Genomic DNA, 20,978 nt, shown 5'->3' with positions numbered 1-20,978 from the left:
CCATGACATCGAACGACGACGCCCCGCACAGCACGCTCGAGCGCGGCGCAGGCGTGGCGGTGTGGCGGCAGATCGAGCAGATACTCGCGGCCGAGATCGCGGCCAAGGGCTTCGGCGATGACGGCCGCCTGCCGAGCGAAGGCGAGCTCGCGCGGCGCTTCGACGTGAACCGCCACACGGTGCGTCGCGCCATGCTCGGACTCGCGGCACTCGGCCTCGTGAGCGTGGAGCAGGGGCGCGGCACCTTCGTGCAGCCTGGGGCGATCGACTACACCATCGGCAAGCGCACGCGCTTCACTGAAAACCTGCAGCGTCACCAGCATTCGGCGGTGGGCAAGCTGCTCGCGTCCTCGCGCGTGAAGGCCGATCCGGGCGTCGCGAAGGCGCTGGGCTTGCGCGCCGGCGCGCTGGTTTATCGGCTGGAGACGCTGCACGAGTCGGACGGCGTGCCACTCACCTATGCGCGCAGCTGGTATCCGGCCGCGCGCTTCACCGATTTTCCCGCGGTCATGGAGCGCGTGGACAGCACCTCGAAAGCGCTCGCCGAATTCGGCGTGAGCGATTATCTGCGCAAGTGGAGCCGTATCGGCAGCGTGCTGCCCGAGCCCGAAGTGGCGCGGCGCCTGAACATCAACCGGCAGCAGCCGGTGCTGTGGGTCGAGAACGTCGACGTCGATCTCGACGGCGTGCCGATCAAGTACGGCATCACGCATTTCGCGGCGGACCGCGTGCAGTTGATGGTGGAGCACGACGTATGAGCGCGGCGCACGAAGCCTGGAGCGAGGCCACGCGCTTCGCGCTCTACTACGCGCCGCCGCGTGCTTCGCAGTGGTGGCGGGCCGGCTGCACCTGGCTCGGCCGCGACCCCGAAAGCGGTGAGACCCTTGCGCCGCCGCGGCCCGCCTGGCTCGCGCAGCCGCTCGAGGCGCTCACCGGCGCGCCGCGCCGCTATGGCTGGCACGGCACCCTCGTGCCGCCGTTCCGGCTCGCGGCGGGCGTGACGCCGCAGACGCTGCTTGCCGCCACGCAGGCATGGGGCGCGGGGCGCGCGCGCTTCGACGTTGCCGTGGAGGCGGCCACGCTGGGGCGCTTCGTCGCGCTGCGGGCCGCCGATGAAAGCGGCGCCGAGGCGCTGCGCGAACTCGCCGCCTCTGCCTTGCGCACGCTCGGCCATCTGCGCGCCGCGCAAACAGCCGACGAGCTGGCGAGGCGCCTCGACGCGCCGCTCACGCCGCGCCAGCGCGCCTATGTCGAGGAATGGGGCTACCCGTACGTATTCGATGAATTCCGTTTCCACATGACGCTCTCCGATTCGCTCGACGACGCAGCGCTGCGTGCCTCGCTCGCGCGCGGCTGGAATGCGCAGATGCACGACGCGGGCGCGCTGCCCGTGGAGGGCGCCGCGCTTTACGTCGAGCCGCGTCCGGGCGAGCCGTTCTCGCTGTGGCGGCGCGTGGATTTTCCTGCGCAACGCGCAGCAGACCGGCAGGCGCGGGTGGGCGCATGAAGTCCCGCCTGATCTACGTGATGGGCCCCTCGGGCGCGGGCAAGGACTCGTTGCTTGGCTTTGCACGGGCGCGGCTTGCGGCTGAAGGGGTGCTGTTCGCGCATCGCTACATCACGCGCGAAGCGGGCGGCGGCGAAAACCATATCGCGCTCACCGACACCGAATTCGAAGCGCGCTCGCGCCTCGGCCTCTTCGCGCTGCAATGGCGCAGCCACGCGCTGCGTTACGGCATCGGCGTGGAGATCGACCAATGGCTCGCGCTGGGCTGCACCGTGGTCGTGAACGGCTCGCGCGCCTACGTGAGCGAGGCGCTTGCGCGCTATCCGCGCATGACGCTCGTGCACGTGAACGCCGCGCAGCACGTGCTGGCCGCACGGCTCGCCTCGCGCGCGCGGGAGACGCCGGAGCAGGTTGCCGCGCGCCTAGCGCGGCGCGCGCCGTTCGAGGTGCCTGAGGGCGCGTCGCTCACGCATATCGACAACTCGGGGCGGCTCGAGGACGCCGGCATGGCCTTCGTCGCGGCGGTGCAGCGGGTGGCGATGGGCTGAGCACACCATGCGCGAGCCGGCAGGCGTGCGCCGGGCGTGCTCAAGGCGTTCTTATGCGGGCGCAAGGGCGCGCATCGATACTGGGTATTTTTGGCGGGTGCCATGGGTCATGCGAAGATGCATGCGACCCCGTGAACCCAATTGAGAATGCCCTTGGACCGTTTCCAGGAGATGCAGATCTTCACGCGCATCGTCGACCGCCGCAGCTTCACGCAGGCGGCGGAAGACCTGAACCTGCCGCGCGCCACCGTCACGAATTCGATCAAGCGCCTGGAGGCGCGCCTCGGCGTGCGGCTTCTGGAGCGCACCACGCGGCGGGTGTTGCCTACGCCCGACGGCGATGCCTACTACCAGCGCTGCACGCGCCTGCTCGCCGACCTCGAGGAAACCGAGGAGGCCTTTCGCGACGCCGATCCCCAGGGGCGCCTGCGCGTGAACATGCAGGGCACGCTCGCGCAGTATTTCGTGATGCCGCGCCTGCCGCAGTTTCTCGCGCGCTATCCGCGCATCGAGCTCTTCATCGGCTCGGGCGATCAATTCGTCGACCTCGTGCGCGAGGGCGTCGACTGCGTGCTGCGCGCGGGGGAGCTCGCCGACTCGTCGATGATCGCGCGGCGCGTGGCGCTGCTCGAGCAGGTCACGGTGGCCAGTCCCGCCTATCTCGAACGGCACGGCGACCCGGCGTCGATCGACGCGCTGGCGTCGGGCCATCACGCCGTCAACTATCTCTCGCCGGCCACGGGCCGCGCGCATCCGCTCGAATTCGCAATGCCTGAGGGCGTGCGCACGCTCACGCTGCCGGGCCCGGTGGCGGTGAACGGGGCGGAGCTCTACACGGCCGGCGCCGTCGCGGGGCTCGGGCTCGTGCAGGTGCCGCGCTACCGCGTGCGCGAGCGACTGGCCAACGGCGAGCTGTGCGTCGTGCTGGCGGATCAGCCGCCGCCGCCCATGCCGGTTTCCGTGCTGTTCGCGCAAAACCGGCAGGTTTCGCTGCGCGTGCGCGCCTTCGCGGACTGGCTCGTACAGGTGTTTGCGGACGCGTCGTGAGGCAGGAGCGGGCGCCTGGCGGTATCAGGTGCGCAGCGCCACCATCTGCGAGACGCGCTGGGCGGCTTGCAGAAGCGGATCGAGGAACGCCTTGACCATCTGCCTGGCCGAGGTGCGCTGGGCGTTGCCGCTGATGTTCATGGCGGCGATCACGCGGCCCTGGCGGTTGCGGATGGGTGCGGAGATCGAGATGAGGCCGCCTTCGAGCTCCTGGTCGACGATGGCCCAGCCTTGCTGGCGCACCTGCGCGATGATCTTCTTGAGCTCGTCCTTGTCGGTGACGGTGCGCGGCGTGTGTGCGTAGAGCGGCGCGGCGCCGAGCGTGGCGTCGAGCGTGGCGTCGTCGAGCGTCGCGAGCAGCACGCGCCCCATCGAGGTGCAATAGGCGGGCAGACGGCTGCCGATCGAGAGGTTGATCGTCATGATCTTGTGCGTGGGCACGCGCAGCACGTAGACGATCTCGGTGCGGTCGAGCACGGCGGCCGAGCAGCTTTCGTGCACCTCTGCCGAGAGCTCTTCCATGACGGGCTCGGCCAGATTCCAGAACGGCATCGACGTGAGATACGCGAAGCCGAGGTCGAGGATCTTGGGCGTGAGCCGGAACAGGCGCCCTTCGGCCTCCACGTAGCCGAGCGTCTGCAGCGTGAGCAGGATGCGGCGCGCGCCGGCGCGCGTCAGGCCGGTGGCGGCGGCGACGTCGGTGAGCGTCTGCTCGGGGTGCTCGGCGTTGAACGCGCGGATCACGGAAAGCCCGCGTGCGAACGACTGCACGTAGGAGTCACCCGGCTTTTCGGGGATCTCCGGCTGCTCGTCGGAAGGGTCGGGCGAAGCACGGCTGGCGGGGTTCATGGCGTCGTGGCGTCGGATCAAGGGCTTCAGGCGGCGCGTAAGGAACCCATGACGATAGCGCAAGCGCATGGATTCGCCAACCGGCGCGCGGCGAGCGGGGCCGGTCGAGGCGGAAAATCGAGGCGACAACGGACTTTATCGCTTTGATATTTGATTTTCAGCAATATCAAAGCCGAATATTGGGGTTGACGTAATTCGATGGAAGATATTCAGGCGGTATGTTGGATTAAATTTTATTATCAAATTATCTTCCGGGAAGCCAGTCGAATATTAATGTCAGACTAAATGCAGGACTTGTTGCTTTTCCTTTCTTCGGTGCCCCAGAGTCTTTTTTATTTCCCTCGCCAGCATGCTCTTCGCGCGCTGTGAGCCCGTCGTCATGGGGCATTCACGACGCTGAAAGATATTTGAAGGTAATTTGCGTCTTTCTGTCGCGCTTGCTCGATCGAGATATGTTGAGGGTCAAAAATCTGTCCGAGATCAAATTTTTGGATAAGGCCTTTCCGTAGAATTTCGCCAAACACGATAGGGGTGCATTTTGCGTTGCTTTTTTGCGATGCGAATGCATGAAAGCGTCCAGGTGGTTAAACGGAAAAACAGGCAAACATGAAGAGAAAAGCCTTCAAAAGGTGGTTAATCCCCCTCGGCAGCGGGCTGCTCGCCTCCCTCGCGGGATGCAGCGGCGAGCTAACCGTGCTCGATCCCAAGGGCAGCATCGGCGTGGCCGAAAAGCACCTCATCGCCACGGCCACGTGGGCCATGCTGCTGGTGGTGATACCGGTGATCCTGCTCACGCTCTTTTTCGCCTGGCGCTACCGCGCGTCCAACCGCAACGCCACCTATGCGCCCAAATGGGCGCATTCCACCGCCATCGAAGTGGTGATCTGGAGCATTCCGGCCGTCATCATCCTCTTCCTCGCCATCCTTACCTGGAAGACCTCTCACGAGCTCGATCCCTATAAGCCGCTCGAATCGAACGCGAAGCCCATCAACGTCGAAGTCGTCGCGCTCGACTGGAAGTGGCTCTTCATCTACCCGGACCTCGGCATCGCCACGGTGAACCAGCTTGCCGTGCCGGTGGGCACGCCGATCAATTTCCGCATCACGTCGGATTCGGTGATGAACTCGTTCTTCATCCCGCAGCTGGGCACCCAGGTCTACGCGATGGCGGGCATGCAGACGCGGCTGCACCTGATCGCCGACGAAGCGGGCGACTACGCGGGCATCTCGGCCAACTACAGCGGCAAGGGCTTCTCGGACATGAAGTTCCGCACGCTCGCGACGAGCCAGCAGGATTTCGACGCGTGGGTCCAGAAAGTGAAGGCGTCGCAGGCGTCGCTTTCGATGGACCAGTACGCGAAGGTCTCGGAGCCGAGCGAGAAGGCGCCGGTTGAGTACTTCTCGACGGTCGACTCGAAGCTCTTCAACAACATCATTGCGAAGTACAACAACGGCCACGTCACGGAGTTCACCGACCCGTCGTGCGTGACCAAGGGGTAAGCAGCATGTTCGGCAAACTTACATTAGAGGCAATCCCGTTCGATCAGCCGATCATCATGGGCGCCACGGCGTTCATGGCGCTGATCGTCATCGGCGTGCTCGGTCTCGTGGTCGCGACCGGCAAGTGGAAGTACATCTGGAGCGAGTGGCTCACGAGCGTGGACCACAAGCGCATTGGCGTCATGTACATGATCGTGGCCGTGCTCATGCTCGTGCGCGGCTTTGCCGACGCCGTCATGATGCGCGTCCAGCAGGCCATCGCGTTCGACGGGCCGGGCTACCTGCCACCGCACCACTACGACCAGATCTTCACGGCGCACGGCGTGATCATGATCTTCTTCATGGCGATGGCGCTCATGGTCGGCCTGTTCAACCTCGTGGTGCCGCTGCAGATCGGCGCGCGCGACGTGGCGTTCCCGTTCCTGAACTCGCTCTCGTTCTGGATGACGGCCATCAGTGCAATCCTCATCAACCTGTCGCTTTTCATCGGCGAGTTCGCGCAGGTGGGCTGGCTTGCCTATCCGCCGCTCTCTGAGCTCGCGTACAGTCCAGGCGTCGGGGTCGACTACTACATCTGGGCCGTTCAGCTTTCAGGCGTGGGCACGCTCATTACCGGCATCAACTTCTTCGTGACCATCATCAAGATGCGCGCGCCGGGCATGAGCCTCATGAAGATGCCGGTGTTCACGTGGACGGCGCTGTGCTCGAACGTGCTCATCATGGCCACGTTCCCGATCCTCACGATCGCCGTTGCGCTGCTAGGCTTCGACCGCTACCTCGGGATGCACTTCTTCACGAACGACGGCGGCGGCAACATGATGCTGTATCTGAACCTGATCTGGGCGTGGGGCCACCCCGAGGTGTACATCCTCGTGCTGCCTGCGTTCGGCATCTATTCGGAAATCATGGCCACGTTCTGCAAGAAGCCGCTGTTCGGCTACAAGACGATGGTCTATGCATCGTGCGCGATCATGATCCTCGCGTTCCTCGTGTGGGCGCACCACTTCTTCACGATGGGCTCGGGCGCCGACGTCAACGCGTTCTTCGGCATCGCCACCATGATCATCGCGATCCCTACAGGCGTGAAGATCTTCAACTGGCTGTTCACGATGTACCGCGGGCGCGTTCATTTCACGGCGCCGGTGCTCTGGACGATCGGCTTCATGGTCACGTTCTCGATCGGCGGCATGACCGGCGTGATGATGGCCATTCCGGGCGCGGACTTCGTGCTGCACAACTCGCTCTTCCTCGTCGCGCACTTCCATAACGCCATTATCGGCGGCGTGGTGTTCGGGTACCTCGCGGCCCTGCATTACTGGTTCCCGAAGGTGTTCGGCCTCAAGCCCAGCGAAAAACTCGGCAAGGCGTCGTTCTGGTGCTGGTTCGTGGGCTTCTACGTGGCGTTCGTGCCGATCTACGTGCTCGGCTTCATGGGCGCAACGCGTCGTCTGAACCACTACGACAACCCCGCCTGGCATCCGTATTTCGTCGTGGCCGCCATTGGCGTGGCGATCATCGCGCTGGGCGTGGTGTTCCAGGTGCTCCTGTGGGTGATGGCTTTCGTGAACCGCAACAAGCCGGAGTGCCAGGACGTCACGGGCGACCCGTGGGATGGCCGCACGCTCGAATGGGCGACCTCGTCGCCGCCGGCGGTCTATAACTTTGCGCTCATTCCGCAGGTGCAGGACATCGATGCCTTCGCCCACATGAAGGAAACGGGCCGTGGCATGGGTCTCGCCGCGAAGTACAGCGACATCCACATGCCGTCGAATACGTCGGCGGGCTTCTTCGTCGGCATATTCAGTCTGGTGCTGGGCTTTGCGGGCGTCTGGCACATCACGTGGCTTGGCGTGCTCGCGTTTATCGCCATTGTCGTCACCATCGCCGCACGCAGCTTCGGCGACGACGACGGGTACTACATTCCGGCCGCGAAGGTTCGCGAGATCGAAGAGAAGCGCCATCGCGCGGCGGTCGCTGCCGAGCGCAAGATGGAAGCTGTGGAGGCTTAAGCGATGTTACAGAAAACCAATACGGCAACGCTTGCCGATTTCGATCATCACGATCATCCGCCGTCGCAGTCCGTCTTCGGCTTCTGGGTGTACCTGATGACCGACTGCATGCTGTTCGCGGCGCTGTTCGCCACGTTTGGCGTGCTCGGGCATCAGTTCGCGGGCGGCCCCACGGGCAAGGACCTGTTCAATATCAGCGACGTTGCGGTTGAAACCGCCGTGCTGCTGTTTTCCAGCATCACTTACGGTTTCGCCATGCTCGGCGCGCATCAGCGCAAGACCGGCGCGGTTCTGGGCTGGCTCGGTGTGACCTTTGTTCTGGGCGTGTGCTTCCTCGTGCTGGAGTTGCGCGAGTTCTCGCACCTGATCGCCGAAGGCGCGGGTCCGCAGCGCAGCGCGTTCCTCTCGTCGTTCTTCGTGCTGGTCAGCACGCACGGTCTGCACGTCTTCTTTGGCCTCGTCTGGATGGCCGTGCTGATGTTGCAGGTGATCCGCCGTCCGCAAATGGACGACAGGGAAGTGCGCCGTCTCACGTGCCTCAGCCTCTTCTGGCACTTCCTCGACGTGGTGTGGATCTGCGTGTTTACCTTTGTCTATCTCGGGAGCGTGATCTAAATGGCGCATTCTCATAGCGAAGCCCATGGCAGCCTCGGCAGCTATGTGGCGGGCTTCATCCTCGCGGTGCTGTTGACTGCCGCTGCGTTCGGCATCGTCATGCACGGTACGCTGGCGCCAAACATCATCATGGTCGTGCTCGCCGTACTTGCGTTCGTGCAGGTGATCGTGCACCTCGTGTTCTTCCTGCATCTGAACACGTCGTCGGGGCAGGGCTGGAATGTGCTCTCGCTCGCCTATACTGTGCTGGCGGCTGCGTTCCTGATCTTCGGCACGATCTGGGTCATGCACAACGTCGGCATGAACATGATGTCGCGATAATCACCGGCTCTGTCCGGTGCCTTGGCGAGAACCGCCAGGGCGCCGGTCCGCACAGGCCGACGGCCGCACAGACAGGTGTTCTGTGCGGCCGTTTTCATTTCATCTGACGGAATACGCCCCGCCGATCAGGTGAGACGCCAGCTTGACACTCGCGCGCAGCGACGCCTATCATGGGCGCCAATTGTTCGTTAAACGATCATGAGTTCGCGTAGCGAACAAAACGCATCTGGACATGCGCGCTCGAGTCCCGCCACTTTTTATCGCCCGCGCAGTCCGTCAATCTCAATCAGCCTTGCATCGGATCGCACCATGTGCGACTGGAACTGGAGACTCTCATGACGGAAGCATTCATCTGCGACGCGATTCGCACACCGATCGGCCGCTACGCGGGCGCCCTTGCGCAGGTTCGCGCCGACGACCTCGGGGCCGTGCCGCTCAAGGCGCTCATGGAGCGCAACAAGGACGTGGACTGGGCCGCAATCGACGACGTGATCTACGGCTGCGCGAACCAGGCGGGCGAAGACAACCGTAACGTCGCGCGCATGTCGTCGCTGCTGGCGGGCCTGCCGCAGGCCGTGCCGGGCTCGACCGTGAACCGGCTGTGCGGCTCGGGCATGGACGCCGTGGGCATTGCCGCGCGCGCGCTCAAGTCGGGTGAAGCGGGCCTGATGATCGCGGGCGGCGTGGAGAGCATGAGCCGCGCGCCTTTCGTGATGGGCAAGTCTGCCAGCGCCTTCGCGCGCGATGCCGCGATCTACGACACGACCATCGGCTGGCGCTTCGTCAACAAGCTGATGAAGCAGCAGTACGGCGTGGACTCGATGCCGGAGACCGCCGAGAACGTCGCCGTCGATTACGGCGTGAGCCGCGCCGATCAGGACGCTTTCGCGCTGCGCAGCCAGCAGAAGGCCGCGCGCGCCCTGGCTGACGGCACGCTCGCGCAGGAGATTGTCGCGGTGACGATCGCGCAGAAGAAGGGCGATCCGCTCGTGGTGTCGCGCGACGAGCATCCGCGCGAGACGACCCTCGAGACGCTGGCGAAGCTCAAGGGCGTCGTGAGCCCGGATGGCTCGGTTACCGCGGGCAATGCGTCGGGCGTGAATGACGGTGCGTGCGCGCTGCTGCTCGCCAACGAGGAAAACGTGAAGCGCTTCGGCCTCACGCCGCGCGCGCGTGTGATCGGTATTGCGACCGCGGGCGTTGCGCCGCGCGTGATGGGTATCGGGCCGGCGCCCGCCACACAGAAGCTGCTCGCGCGCTTGAACATGACCATCGACCAGTTCGACGTAATCGAACTGAACGAAGCGTTCGCCTCGCAGGGCCTGGCCGTGCTGCGCATGCTCGGCGTGGCCGACGACGATCCCCGCGTCAACCCGAACGGCGGCGCAATCGCGCTGGGTCATCCGCTGGGCATGAGCGGCGCGCGTCTCGTGACGACGGCGATGTACCAACTGCATCGCACGCAGGGCCGCTATGCGCTGTGCACGATGTGTATCGGCGTGGGTCAGGGCATCGCTATCGCCATCGAGCGAGTTTGATTCCGCTCAGGCGGCCGGAAGTTCGTTTTGGCCGCCGCCGCTGCCAATGCGCAGTGAATAAGCCGCGAGTCGAAAGATTCGCGGCTTTTTTCGTCCTGCGTACCAATGGCCCTCATATTGAAACGCATCGCATCAACGTTTCGTGAATAGAAAAAATACCCTGAATTATTTCGGATTCGACGCCGATCAATAAAACAACGCATTTTGTTATGCGTTCAGCTTAATCTGATCTGGCTCGCAGCCATTCTCTAGTCGATTTTTAAAAGGGACGCGTAGAATCGTCCCACTTCGGCGCAAGCCGTTGCAGCGAAAATTAAACCTCGACTTTTGGAGAATACAGATGATGAAGGCAACATCTTTGGCAGCAGCGGTGGTCATTAGCATGGCGTTCGCGCAAGCAGCATCGGCGCAAACCGGGCAGCCGGCGTCGGCACCCGAGGCGCAATCGGCGCTTGCGGGCGCGGCGCAAGCGATCGTCGCCAATGCAGAGCCGGTTCACGTGCAGGCCAAGATCGTCGGCATCGACCGTGCGTCGCGCGTGGTCACGCTGCGCGGCCCGCGTGGCAATGACGTGGATATCGCGCTCAGCCAGCAGGTGGGCAATTTCGACCAGCTCAACGTGGGCGATACCGTCGACGTGCTCTACAAGAACGCACTGCTCGTGACCGCCGAAAAGGTGACGGGCAAGGACAAGGGCATTCGCAAGCGCGTCGATACCAACGTCTATCTGCCGGCATCGTCGGGTTACGACGCTGCGCGTCAGGTCGAGGTGCAGGCCACGGTGCAGCATATCAATGCGAAGAAGCGTGAAGTCACGCTGCGCGGCGCCTATCAAACGGTTACGCTCGAAGCCACGCCCGATGTCGATCTGAAGAAGCTCAAGGTTGGCGACACGATCCACGCCGTGTTCGTTTCCGCCTACGCAACGCAGGTCACGCCGGTGGGCCAGGCGCAATAAGCGCTGGCGGACCGAGCGGTCCGGCCACATCAGCGAAAACGCCGGCGCACCGCGAATGCATCGCGATGCGCCGGCGTTTCGATTTTCAGCGGGTGCCTTTTACGGCGCCCGCTTTCTTTTGAGTGTCGCCGTGCGGCTTACATGCCTGCCATGCACATGTACTTGACGACGACGTAGTCGTCCACGCCATAGTGCGAGCCTTCGCGGCCGAGGCCCGACTGCTTCACGCCGCCGAATGGCGCCACTTCGTTCGAGATCAGGCCGGTGTTGATGCCCACCATGCCGTACTCGAGCGCTTCCGCCACGCGCCACACGCGGCCGATGTCGCGGCTGTAGAAGTACGCGGCGAGACCGAATTCGGTATCGTTCGCCATCCTGATCACTTCCTCGTCCGACGAGAAACGGAACAGCGGAGCGAGCGGACCGAAGGTTTCGTCGCGCGCGACCTTCATCGCGGGCGTGACGTTGGTGAGCACGGTGGGCTCGAAGAAGCCATGGCCGAGCGCGTGGCGCTTGCCGCCCGTGAGCACCTGGGCGCCCTTCGCGAGCGCGTCTTCGATGTGCGACTCCACCTTCAGCACGGCCGCTTCGTTGATGAGCGGGCCTTGCGTGACGCCAGCTTCCGTGCCCAGGCCAACCTTGAGCTTTTCCACGGCTTCGCGCAGCTTGGCGGCGAACGTATCGTAGACGGCGTCGTGCACGTAGAAGCGGTTCGTGCACACGCAGGTCTGGCCGCTGTTGCGGTACTTCGAGGCGATGGCGCCTGCCACGGCAGCGTCGATATCGGCGTCTTCGAAGACGATGAACGGCGCGTTGCCGCCCAGTTCGAGCGAGACCTTCTTGACCGTCGCTGCGCACTGGCCCATCAGCAGGCGGCCCACCGGCGTCGAGCCCGTGAACGAGAGCTTGCGCACCGTGGGGTTGCTCGTGAGCTCGCCGCCGATGGCCTTCGGGTCGCCGGTGACGACGCTGAAGATGCCGGCCGGCACGCCCGCGCGCTCGGCCAGCACGGCCAGCGCGAGTGCCGAAAGCGGCGTGGCTTCGGCGGGCTTGAGCACGATCGGGCAGCCTGCCGCGAGCGCGGGACCGACCTTGCGCGTGATCATCGCGGCGGGGAAGTTCCACGGCGTGATGGCGGCGCACACGCCCACGGGTTCCTTCGTCACGACGATGCGCTTGTCATTGGCGACGGTCGGAATCGTGTCGCCGTAAATGCGCTTGCCTTCTTCGGCGAACCATTCGAGGAACGACGCGGCGTAGCCGATTTCGCCCTTCGCCTCGGCGAGCGGCTTGCCTTGCTCGGTGGTGAGGATGAGCGCGAGGTCGTCGGCGTTCGCCATCATCAGGTCGTGCCACTTGCGCAGGATGACGCTGCGCTCCTTCGCGGTCTTCGCGCGCCAGGCGGGCCAGGCGGCGTTCGCGGCGGCAATCGCGCGGCGCGTTTCGGCGGCGCCCATGCGCGGCACGGTGCCGATCAGTGCGCCGGTGGCGGGGTTGATCACGTCGAGCGTGGCGCCGTCTTCGGCCCCTTGCCATTCGCCGTGGATATAGGCCTTGCTTTGCAGCAGCGATGCGTCTTTCAGGTTCATGCCTGGGCTCCCGATAGCGTTGATGCGATTCGATTTCGATGCAATAAGAACGACAAACGGCACAGCGGCAAACGCCGGTGTGCCGTTTCGTGGATGGCCCGCGCGCGGCGGGCCACTAAGTGCTTGTGCTAAGGCTGAAGTCGCGACGCGAGGCTTACGCCGGCACGCCCACGGCTTCCTTGATCGACTCTTCGAGGATCGCGAGCGCTTCGTCGAACACGTTGTCCTGAATCGTCAGCGGGAACAGGAAGCGCACGACGTTCGAGTACACGCCGCAGATGAGCAGCAGCAGGCCGCGGTTCAGCGCAGCGGTCTGCACGCGCTTGGTGAAGTCGGCGTCCGCTTCGTTCGTGCCCGGCTTGAAGAATTCGACCGCGTTCATCGCGCCCGGACCGCGCACGTCGGCGATTTGCGGGACTTCGGCCTTCATCGCGTTGAGCTTGGCCTTGAGCTTGTCGCCGAGCTGGGTGGCGCGTTCGCAAAGCTTCTCTTCTTCGATGATCTCGATCACCGCGTGCGCCGACGCCACCGCCAGCGGGTTGCCCGCGTAGGTGCCGCCGAGGCCGCCGGGCGCTGCCGCGTCCATGACTTCCGCGCGGCCGACCACGCCCGACAGCGGCATGCCGCCGGCCAGGCTCTTGGCGATCGTCATCAGGTCCGGCGTGACGTCGTAGTGTTCCATCGCGAACAGCTTGCCGGTGCGCGCGAAGCCCGTTTGCACTTCGTCGGCGATCAGCAGGATGCCGTGCGTGTCGCAAATCTTGCGCAGGCCGCGCACGAAGTCAGCGGGCGCCTGGTAGAAGCCGCCTTCGCCCTGGACCGGTTCGAAGATGATCGCGGCGACGCGCTTCGGATCGATGTCGGCCTTGAACAGCATCTCGATGTGCTTGAGCGAGTCAGCCGTGCTGATGCCGTGGACCGAGTTGGGGTACGGCGCGTGATAGACGTCGGCCGGGAACGGGCCGAACGCGAGCTTGTACGGCGCGACCTTGCCCGTGAGCGCCATGCCCATCAGCGTGCGGCCGTGGAAGCCGCCCGCGAAGGCGATCACGCCCGGACGGCCGGTGTGGGCGCGGGCGATCTTGACGGCGTTCTCGACGGCTTCGGCGCCGGTCGTGAAGAACGCGGCCTTCTTGGCGAAGTTGCCCGGTGCGCGCTGGGCGACCTTCTCGGCCAGCGAGACGTACGACTCGTAGGGGACGATCTGGTAGGCGGTGTGCGTGAAGTGGTCGAGCTGCGCCTTGATGGCGGCGACGATCTTCGGATGGCGGTGGCCCGTGTTGCACACGGCGATACCGGCGGCGAAGTCGATGAAACGGCGGCCTTCGACGTCCCACAGTTCCGCGTTCTCGGCGCGCTCGGCGTAGAAGTCGCACATTACGCCCACGCCGCGCGGGGTAATGGCGTTCTTGCGGTTCTGCAGTTCGGCGTTCTTGCTCACGTTCGTCTCCTTCGAAAACAGTGTCGGTTCGGTTGTCGGGTGGACCGGCATACGGTCCCATTCGGTCCGCATTCCGTCCATGCAGCGACTATACTCACGTTTGGCTCTAAATTTCAGAGCCATTCAGTAAAATTATTAGGAGCCAATTTCGATGCGAGCGAGTGTCCTGTCCGACTGGCTGGCCCAGCGGATCGAGCGCGGCAGCGGTCAACCGGTCTACCGGCAACTGCATCGTCTGCTGCAGCAGGCGATCCTCTCGCGCGAGTTGCCCGCGGGCGCGCGGGTGCCGTCGTCCCGGCTGCTGGCGGCGGAGCTGGGCATTGCGCGCAATACGGTTACGCAGGTGTACGAGCAACTCGTGCTCGAAGGCTATGTGACTTCGGCGACGGGGCGCGGGACCTTCGTCGCCGATACTTCGCCCGATGAGATCGTTGGCGCGGCGGAAATTGGCTCCCTGCGGATGGCTAAAAATGCCGCTGAATCTGGATCCGCACCCAATTCGATGGCGGGCATGACTGCACGCATGGTGGGCAATGCGGGTTTAATCGCAACTAACAGCCCAATTACGCGCACTTTGCCAGGCGCCGATGGCGTGCCGCCAATTGCGGCGAGGCCCGCGATGCAAGCCGATTCTCTTCGCGCGGATACCGAGGACATCCAGGCGCCGTTCGCGCCCACGCAGGCGCAGCGCACGGCGGCCCGCGCGCTCTCCACGCGCGGCGCGCGCCTGATCGCGGGCGCGGGCGTTTCGAAGCGCCAGGGCGGCGCGTTCATGCCGGGCGTGCCCGACGTCTCGCGCTTTCCGGCGCGCATCTGGACGCGCCTGCACAACAAGTACTGGCGCAGCCTGCGCCCCGATCTGCTGACCTACGCGCCGGGCGGCGGCCTGGCGCTCCTGCGCCACGTGCTCGCTGACTATCTGCGCACTTCGCGCTCGGTGCGCTGCTCGCCCGAGCAAATCATCATCACGACGGGCATCCACCAGTCGGTGGACCTGGCCGTGCGCCTGCTCTCCGACCCCGGTGACACGATCTGGACCGAAGACCCGTGCTACTGGGGCGTGCGCAGCGTGCTGCAGGTGTCGGGGCTCAAACCGCGCCCGATCGCGGTGGACAGCGAGGGCATCAATCCGTCGACGGCCGACTTCGCCGCCGCGCCGCCGAAGCTGATTCTCGTCACGCCCTCGCACCAGTACCCGCTCGGCATGGTGATGAGCCTCGCGCGCCGCCGCATGCTGCTCGAGTACGCGCGCCAGCACCAGTGCTGGATCATCGAGGACGACTACGACAGCGAATTCCGCTACGGCAGCAGGCCGCTCGCGTCGCTACAGGGGCTCGATACGGCGGGGCAGGTGATCTATGTGGGCAGCTTCGGCAAGACGCTGTTTCCGGGGCTGCGCGTGGGCTATCTCGTTGCGCCCGAGCCGCTCGCCGAGAGCTTCGCGACCGCGAGCGCCGAGCTCTATCGCGAGGGTCAGCTCCTGCAGCAGGCGGTGCTGGCGGAGTTCATCGCCGAAGGGCATTTCACCTCGCACATCCGCAAGATGCGCGCGCTCTATGGCCAGCGCCGCCAGGCCCTGCTCGATGCGGCCACGCGCCGTTACGGCGATGCGCTGCCGGCCATGGGCGGCGATGCGGGGCTGCACGTGGTGATGCAGTTGCCCGAAGGCAGCGACGACCGCGCCGTGGCCGAGGCCGCGCTTGCGCGCAATATCGTCGTGCGGCCGCTGTCGGGTTATTACTCGGAGCGCGAGCGCGCGGCGTCGGGGCTGTTGATTGGCTATGCGTGCGTGCCCGACGAGGAAATCGCGCCCGCGTTCGATACGCTCGCCGAGGCGATTGATGTGACGTTGCCGGTGTTTGCCTAGCCGGGCCTGACCGGGAAATCATGCGCCCGGTGCGTCAATTGCGTCCGCCGGGATCTAGCCGGTGTTCCGGGTGGGCCGTCTGCTGTTGCTCTAATGCGCGACTGGCGGCATACTAGCTAACATTGATTAGCTAATATCGCGCGAGCTTCGCGCGCCATGGAGAGAGCGCCATGCTTACGGTCAACATGCACGACGCCAAGTCAAAACTTTCCAGCCTCGTCGAGCGGCTCGAAGTCGGCCAGGAAAACGAGGTCATCATCGCGCGCAACGGTACGCCCGTCGCGCGGCTCGTTCCGTACAGCGCGCCACGGCGAATTGGCGCGGCGCGCCAGCTGCTTGCCGGCCTCAACGTGCCAGCCACACTCGAGGCGTTCAACGCTGGCGATTCGGAGATTGAAGCCGATTTCGATGCGAGTGCCGGCGCGGGCGTCGAGCCGTGAGAGTATTGCTCGACACACACATTGCCCTATGGGCGGCAGAGGGGGCGCCGCAGCTGTCGGCGCGCGCCGCGCAGGTCATCGAGGATCCGGCCAACACGTTGTTCGTAAGTACGGCGGCAGTATGGGAGATCGCCATCAAGCACGCGAAGGGAAATCTGCGCGTGCATCCGCGCGATGCCCGCTCGGCGTTTCGTCTGGCTGGTTTTGCGGAGCTGCCTATTACGGGCGATCACACGGAGGCCGTCGCGTCGCTGCCCGTCCACGCGGATCATGGTGATCCGTTCGATCGCCTGATGATTGCGCAGGCACTGCACGAAGGCATGCCGTTGCTGAGCGCGGATCCAAAAATCTGGCGCTACCACCCGACGCTGATCATGCAGGCGTGAGCCCGCATCACGGCCCGCTTACATCCGTATCAACACTGCCCCGCAGGTCACGAGCACACACGCGACCATACGGCGCGCGGTGAGCTTTTCCCGCATGAAGAGCCAGCCGATCAGCACCGCGAAGATCGACGACATCTCGCGCAGCGCGGACACCATGGCGATCGGCAGATAACGGAACGCCTCGATCACGAGGCAATACGCGCTCAGCGCGAGCACGCCGGCGAGCATGCCGCGCACCGCATTGCCCTTCGAGACGAACATTTGCGCCGCGCCGCCGCGCAGCTTGCAGACCACGATGAACTGCGGGACGTTCCAGAGCAGATAGACCCACATGATGTAGCTGAGCGGATTGCCGGCGAGGCGCGCGCCGAGGCCGTCGACGACCGAATAGGTCGCGATGAAGAAGCCCGTCACCAGCGCCCAGGGCACGCTTTCGCCCGAGAAGCGCATGCCGCGCCTGAACGCGAGCGACATGATGCCGAGCGAGACCAGCATCACGCCCGTGGCGGCGAGCGCGTGCAGTTCCTCGTGCGCGAACACGAGCGCGCCCACGAACACGAGCAGCGGTGAGAGGCCGCGCGCGATCGGGTAGATCTGCCCGAAGTCGCCGCTGCGGTAGGCGCGGACCAGTGCGAAGCAGTACGCGAATTCGAGCAGTGCCGATGCCGCGATATACGGCCAGCTCGCCGGAGCGGGCAGCGGCAGCACGCACACGCCGACGGCGCTCACGAGCACATAGGGTACCGAGAACATGCCGAGCAGCCAGACGCGGTCGCCCGAGAGGTGGAGAAAAGCGTTCCAGCTCGCGTGCATGAGTGCCGAGAGCAGGACTAGCAGGACGACGAAGCTTGCCATCGAACGAGCGCTATGAGTGGGGTGGGCGCGGGGAGGTTGCGGCCGCAAGCAGCCGATTATTCCAGCGAATGCGCCGCAGCGCCAGAACGCAAGGGTGGGCCGTCCAAAGAAATAAGCGCGGGCTGCACGGCGGTTGCCATGCAGCCCGCGCCTCGCCGCACTTAATGGGGTGGGCGTGGAGGTCTCAGATCACACGCGCGCGCAGTTGCGCGGAGACGAGGTCGATCACCGTCACCACGGCGATCACCATGATCAGCACCGCGCTCGTCTGCGCATAGTCGAACGAGCGGATTTCCTCGTACAGCACGACGCCGATGCCGCCCGCGCCCACCATGCCCACCACCATCGCCGAGCGCACGTTCGACTCGAACCGGTAAAGCGCGTATGAGATCCACAGCGGCAAGACCTGGGGCAGCACGCCGTAGATGATCTCGTCGAGCGGCGTGGCGCCGGTCGCGCGCACGCCCTCGGCGGGGCGCGGGTCGATGGCCTCGACGGCTTCCGCGAAGAGCTTGGCGAGCACCCCCGTCGTGTGGACCCACAGCGCGAGCACGCCCGCGAACGGCCCGAGCCCGACCGCGACGATGAAGAGCATCGCGAACACCATCTCGTTGATGGCGCGGCATGCGTCCATCAGGCGGCGCACCGGATGCAGGACCCAGCGCGGCGCGAGGTTGTGCGAGGACATCAGCCCGAACGGCACCGCGCAGACGATGGCGAGCGCCGTGCCCCAAAGCGCGACGGCCACCGTCACCCACATCTCGTGCACATAGGTGCGCCATTCGGTGAAGTCGGGCGGGAAGAAGCCGCTCGCGAAGGTGCCCATGTTCTGCGAGTCTGCGAACAGATCGAGAGGACGCATGTCCGCGCCGCGCCAGGCCGCGCCGAGCAGCACGAATACGACTGCCCACAGCACGAGCGACGACCAGCTGCGCTTGCCCGCGGTTGCGCTCACCTGGCGCGCGAGCAGCGCCGGCGTGGCCGGCGCTTGCGCAGGCGCTTCGCCGAGGTGCGCCGACGGCTCCGCGTCGAGGCCGTCGGCGCGCTGCGCGAGCCGCGATGCGTCGAAGTCCATCGTGCCCATTACTGCTTCGTCGCGTTGGCGAGCGCGCCGATCTTCGCGTCGATGGCCGCAATCTGGCTCTTGCGGTCCTCGTCGGAGAGATGCGTGTCGGCGGCGATCTTCTCTTTCTGCTGGAACAGCGCGACCTGGCGGATCGGCAGCAACTGGGCGTCGGAGGCGGGCGCGAAGCCTGCGTAGCCCGTGATGTCGGCCATGATCTTCTTCTCCTTCGGATCGGTCTTCGCGTAGTGATAGAAGAAGTCGCGCAGCTTCTGCTTGGTGGCTTCAGGCAGGTCCTTGCGCCACACGAGCGGGTCGGACGGGATCAGCGGCGAGGTCCACAGCACGCGCACCTGCGCGAAGCGGTCCGGGTGCTTCTGCTGGAGCGTGGCGAGCTCGATGGTGTTGTTGGTCGCGATGTCGACCTTGTTGTTGACCACCGCGAGCAGGTTCGCTTCGTGGCTCGAAGGCAGCACCGTCTTGAACGCAGATGCGTTCACCGAGACGCCGTGCTGCGCGAACAGGTAATAGCCGGGAATCAGCGTGCCCGAAGTGGAATTCGGATCGCCCCAGCCGAGCGTCAGATCCTTAGTATTCTTGAATACATCGTCGAGCGTCTTCACGCGGCTGTTGACGTTGGTGATGAGCACCGACTTGTAGCCGGCGTCGCCGTTGGCGTAGAGCACCTTCGCGAAGATTTCGCCGTTCGAGCGGTCCACCGCTTCCATCGCCGAGGCGTTGCCGAAGTAGCCGAGCTGCACCTTGTTGAAGCGCATGGCTTCGATGATGCCCGAGTAGTCGGTCGCGAAGAACGCTGTCACGTGCAGGCCGGTCTGGCGGTTCATGTCGTCGATGAACGGCTGCCAGCGTTGCTTGAGCACCGAAGACGAATCGGTGGAGATGATGCCGAAGTTGATGTCTTCCGCGTGGGCGGCCGAAGCGCCGAGCGAGGCGAACGCGACGGCGCCGGCGGCGCACCAGGAGAGCATGGAACGGAGCAGTTTCATGGGAGAGGCGGATTCCGTGGGGAGGGGGGACGTTTGCGTGATCGGGTAGCTTCCGGCGACTTCAGGCAGCTTCAGGCTGCGCGCCGAAGCGGTGAGTGGCCGCATGAGCGGGATCGGATTCGAGCAACTCGCGCGCGGCGCTGCCGTAAAGCTCGTGCAATAGGGCGGGCGTGAGCGCGGCGGACGGGCCGTCGTAGACCACGCGGCCGTCACGCAGCGCGATCGTGCGCGGGCAGTACCGCATCGCGATATCGACTTGATGCAGCGACACGAGCACCGTGAGCCCGTGATTGCGGTTGAGCATGCGCAGCATCTCCATCACGCGGCGCGACGACTCGGGGTCGAGCGAGGCGATCGGCTCGTCGGCGAGAATCAGGCGTGCGCGCTGCACGAGCGCGCGGGCGAGGGCGGCGCGCTGCTGCTGGCCGCCCGAGAGATTCGCGGCGCGCTCGCCTGCTTTGTCGCCGATGCCCACTTCCGCGAGCGCCGCAGCCGTTAGCTCGCGCTCGCTGCGCGGAAACCATCCGGTGAGACGGCGCCACAGTGGCAGGCGCGCGAGCGCGCCAATCAGCACGTTGGTTTCCACCGTGAGCCGGTGCACGAGATTGAACTGTTGAAACACGAAGCCGATATCGCGGCGAATGCGGCGCACCTCGCGCACGATGCGTCCGTTCTGCTGAATCGGCCGGCCAAGTATTTCGATCTGCGAAGGTTGTGGATCGGCGGCCACGAAGCCGGCGATGTGGCGCAGCAGCGTGGACTTGCCCGAGCCCGATGCGCCGATCAGCGCAACCATTTCGCCTGCGCTCACGCGCAGGTTGATTTCGTCGAGCGCCTTGCGGCTTGCGGCCCCGCTAAAGGTCTTCGAGAGGCGTTCGATGCGGATTGCGTCCATTCCGGCGTACTTCCTGGCGTCCATGTCGATTCGTCGCGTGGATCGGGCACGCGGCCGCGAATCCTTGATTGAGTGGGGTCATTCTAGGAAGGGACTATGACGGTTGAGTGAAGGCATCGCGACGTCTAGACGACTACACCTATTTGCGCGGCTGTGCGCCGCGAGCGCGGCGAATCATGTCGATAACGTGACAGCGCGAGCGCTCATGACATCTGTGTGACGTCCCGCATGTGTCACGCGCAATGCATCGCGAAACGGATATATTGTCGGCAGACGTGCAGGGCGGCCCCGTTTTTGCGCGGCAATGCTTTTGGTGAGTGGGTTTGAAATTGTGATTTCTGCCGTTGGGTGCGGGTTATAGTACTTTGGCGTTTCCTTGTATTCGTGTCGGTCTATTAGTGTTACCCCTGTGCGGGGCGGCACCTACTTTTCTTTGCAGCGGCAAAGAAAAGTAGGCAAAAGAAAGCCGCTCAAACCGCCAGTGTGACGCAGTGGACCACTAACCTTATATCGAAGTGGCTCCGGAGCGTCTGCCACCACGGC

20 protein-coding genes are annotated in these 20,978 nt (G+C 64.9%); 13 read left to right on the top strand and 7 right to left on the bottom strand.

The features are described from left to right. Positions 1 to 2: 2 nt before the first annotated feature. From phnF to EYW47_RS03515, 4 genes are all read left to right on the top strand, one after another. Complete coding sequence (gene phnF / locus EYW47_RS03530) at positions 3 to 758, top strand: phosphonate metabolism transcriptional regulator PhnF (RefSeq protein WP_133193473.1); 756 nt, start codon at positions 3 to 5, stop codon at positions 756 to 758. Next, a complete protein-coding gene (locus tag EYW47_RS03525; protein WP_133193472.1) occupies positions 755 to 1,507 on the top strand; it encodes a DUF1045 domain-containing protein in 753 nt (250 codons plus the stop codon). Before phnF ends, EYW47_RS03525 begins: the two co-directional genes overlap by 4 nt. Beyond that, a complete protein-coding gene (gene phnN, locus EYW47_RS03520; protein ID WP_133193471.1) occupies positions 1,504 to 2,055 on the top strand; it encodes a phosphonate metabolism protein/1,5-bisphosphokinase (PRPP-forming) PhnN in 552 nt (183 codons plus the stop codon). Before EYW47_RS03525 ends, phnN begins: the two co-directional genes overlap by 4 nt. 153 nt (positions 2,056 to 2,208) lie before the next feature. Next, positions 2,209 to 3,102, top strand: a complete 894-nt coding sequence (locus tag EYW47_RS03515) for a LysR family transcriptional regulator (protein WP_133193470.1) — start codon at positions 2,209 to 2,211, stop codon at positions 3,100 to 3,102. A 24-nt stretch (positions 3,103 to 3,126) separates the two neighbouring features. On the opposite strand, the gene EYW47_RS03510 is transcribed toward EYW47_RS03515, so the two are convergent. After that, positions 3,127 to 3,951, bottom strand: a complete 825-nt coding sequence (locus EYW47_RS03510) for an IclR family transcriptional regulator (RefSeq protein WP_133193469.1) — start codon at positions 3,949 to 3,951, stop codon at positions 3,127 to 3,129. Positions 3,952 to 4,557: 606 nt separating this feature from the next. Between EYW47_RS03510 and cyoA the strand changes: the two genes are divergently transcribed. The 6 genes from cyoA (at position 4,558) to EYW47_RS03480 (ending at position 10,892) form a co-directional block, all read left to right on the top strand. Next, complete coding sequence (cyoA, locus tag EYW47_RS03505) at positions 4,558 to 5,451, top strand: ubiquinol oxidase subunit II (RefSeq protein ID WP_133193468.1); 894 nt, start codon at positions 4,558 to 4,560, stop codon at positions 5,449 to 5,451. A gap of 5 nt (positions 5,452 to 5,456) precedes the next feature. Further along, the gene (gene cyoB, locus EYW47_RS03500) at positions 5,457 to 7,460 is read left to right on the top strand and encodes a cytochrome o ubiquinol oxidase subunit I (protein WP_133193467.1); all 2,004 of its coding nucleotides are present in this window, start codon (positions 5,457 to 5,459) and stop codon (positions 7,458 to 7,460) included. A gap of 3 nt (positions 7,461 to 7,463) precedes the next feature. Then, entirely contained in the window at positions 7,464 to 8,075 is a 612-nt protein-coding gene (cyoC, locus tag EYW47_RS03495; protein WP_133193466.1) for a cytochrome o ubiquinol oxidase subunit III, read from the top strand. Beyond that, entirely contained in the window at positions 8,076 to 8,396 is a 321-nt protein-coding gene (gene cyoD / locus EYW47_RS03490) for a cytochrome o ubiquinol oxidase subunit IV (RefSeq protein ID WP_133193465.1), read from the top strand. 335 nt (positions 8,397 to 8,731) lie between these two features. Beyond that, the gene (pcaF, locus tag EYW47_RS03485) at positions 8,732 to 9,934 is read left to right on the top strand and encodes a 3-oxoadipyl-CoA thiolase (RefSeq protein ID WP_133193464.1); all 1,203 of its coding nucleotides are present in this window, start codon (positions 8,732 to 8,734) and stop codon (positions 9,932 to 9,934) included. A gap of 343 nt (positions 9,935 to 10,277) precedes the next feature. Next, entirely contained in the window at positions 10,278 to 10,892 is a 615-nt protein-coding gene (locus EYW47_RS03480; RefSeq protein ID WP_133193617.1) for a hypothetical protein, read from the top strand. A 137-nt stretch (positions 10,893 to 11,029) separates the two neighbouring features. On the opposite strand, the gene gabD is transcribed toward EYW47_RS03480, so the two are convergent. Both gabD and gabT read right to left on the bottom strand, forming a co-directional pair. Next, positions 11,030 to 12,481 (bottom strand): NADP-dependent succinate-semialdehyde dehydrogenase, encoded by a 1,452-nt coding sequence (gabD, locus tag EYW47_RS03475; protein WP_133193463.1) that lies wholly within the window; start codon positions 12,479 to 12,481, stop codon positions 11,030 to 11,032. A 154-nt stretch (positions 12,482 to 12,635) separates the two neighbouring features. Beyond that, entirely contained in the window at positions 12,636 to 13,973 is a 1,338-nt protein-coding gene (gabT, locus tag EYW47_RS03470; RefSeq protein WP_133193616.1) for a 4-aminobutyrate--2-oxoglutarate transaminase, read from the bottom strand. 100 nt (positions 13,974 to 14,073) lie between these two features. On the opposite strand from gabT, the gene pdxR reads away from it, so the two are divergent. The 3 genes from pdxR (at position 14,074) to EYW47_RS03455 (ending at position 16,615) form a co-directional block, all read left to right on the top strand. Continuing rightward, on the top strand, positions 14,074 to 15,789 hold the full coding sequence (gene pdxR / locus EYW47_RS03465; protein ID WP_133193462.1) for a MocR-like pyridoxine biosynthesis transcription factor PdxR: 1,716 nt from the start codon (positions 14,074 to 14,076) through the stop codon (positions 15,787 to 15,789). 170 nt (positions 15,790 to 15,959) lie between these two features. Beyond that, positions 15,960 to 16,229 carry a type II toxin-antitoxin system Phd/YefM family antitoxin gene (locus tag EYW47_RS03460; RefSeq protein WP_133193461.1) on the top strand — a complete coding sequence of 90 codons (270 nt, stop codon included), beginning with the start codon at positions 15,960 to 15,962 and terminating at the stop codon, positions 16,227 to 16,229. After that, the gene (locus EYW47_RS03455) at positions 16,226 to 16,615 is read left to right on the top strand and encodes a type II toxin-antitoxin system VapC family toxin (protein WP_133193460.1); all 390 of its coding nucleotides are present in this window, start codon (positions 16,226 to 16,228) and stop codon (positions 16,613 to 16,615) included. Before EYW47_RS03460 ends, EYW47_RS03455 begins: the two co-directional genes overlap by 4 nt. Positions 16,616 to 16,633: 18 nt before the next feature. Here EYW47_RS03455 and EYW47_RS03450 read toward each other — a convergent pair whose 3' ends face one another. The 4 genes from EYW47_RS03450 to phnC all read right to left on the bottom strand — a co-directional run bounded on the left by EYW47_RS03450 (position 16,634) and on the right by phnC (position 20,435). Next, positions 16,634 to 17,470, bottom strand: a complete 837-nt coding sequence (locus EYW47_RS03450) for an EamA family transporter (protein ID WP_133193459.1) — start codon at positions 17,468 to 17,470, stop codon at positions 16,634 to 16,636. A 184-nt stretch (positions 17,471 to 17,654) separates the two neighbouring features. Further along, on the bottom strand, positions 17,655 to 18,545 hold the full coding sequence (gene phnE / locus EYW47_RS03445; protein WP_133193615.1) for a phosphonate ABC transporter, permease protein PhnE: 891 nt from the start codon (positions 18,543 to 18,545) through the stop codon (positions 17,655 to 17,657). A gap of 8 nt (positions 18,546 to 18,553) precedes the next feature. Further along, positions 18,554 to 19,540, bottom strand: coding sequence for a phosphonate ABC transporter substrate-binding protein (gene phnD, locus EYW47_RS03440; protein WP_133193458.1), 987 nt, complete (start codon positions 19,538 to 19,540; stop codon positions 18,554 to 18,556). Between the two features lie 61 nt (positions 19,541 to 19,601). Continuing rightward, positions 19,602 to 20,435 (bottom strand): phosphonate ABC transporter ATP-binding protein, encoded by an 834-nt coding sequence (phnC, locus tag EYW47_RS03435; protein ID WP_133193457.1) that lies wholly within the window; start codon positions 20,433 to 20,435, stop codon positions 19,602 to 19,604. Positions 20,436 to 20,978: the final 543 nt, after the last annotated feature.

It is taken from the genome of Paraburkholderia silviterrae (genome assembly GCF_004353915.1).
Lineage (GTDB): Bacteria > Pseudomonadota > Gammaproteobacteria > Burkholderiales > Burkholderiaceae > Paraburkholderia > Paraburkholderia silviterrae.
This window is presented reverse-complemented; position numbering and strand designations above follow the sequence as displayed.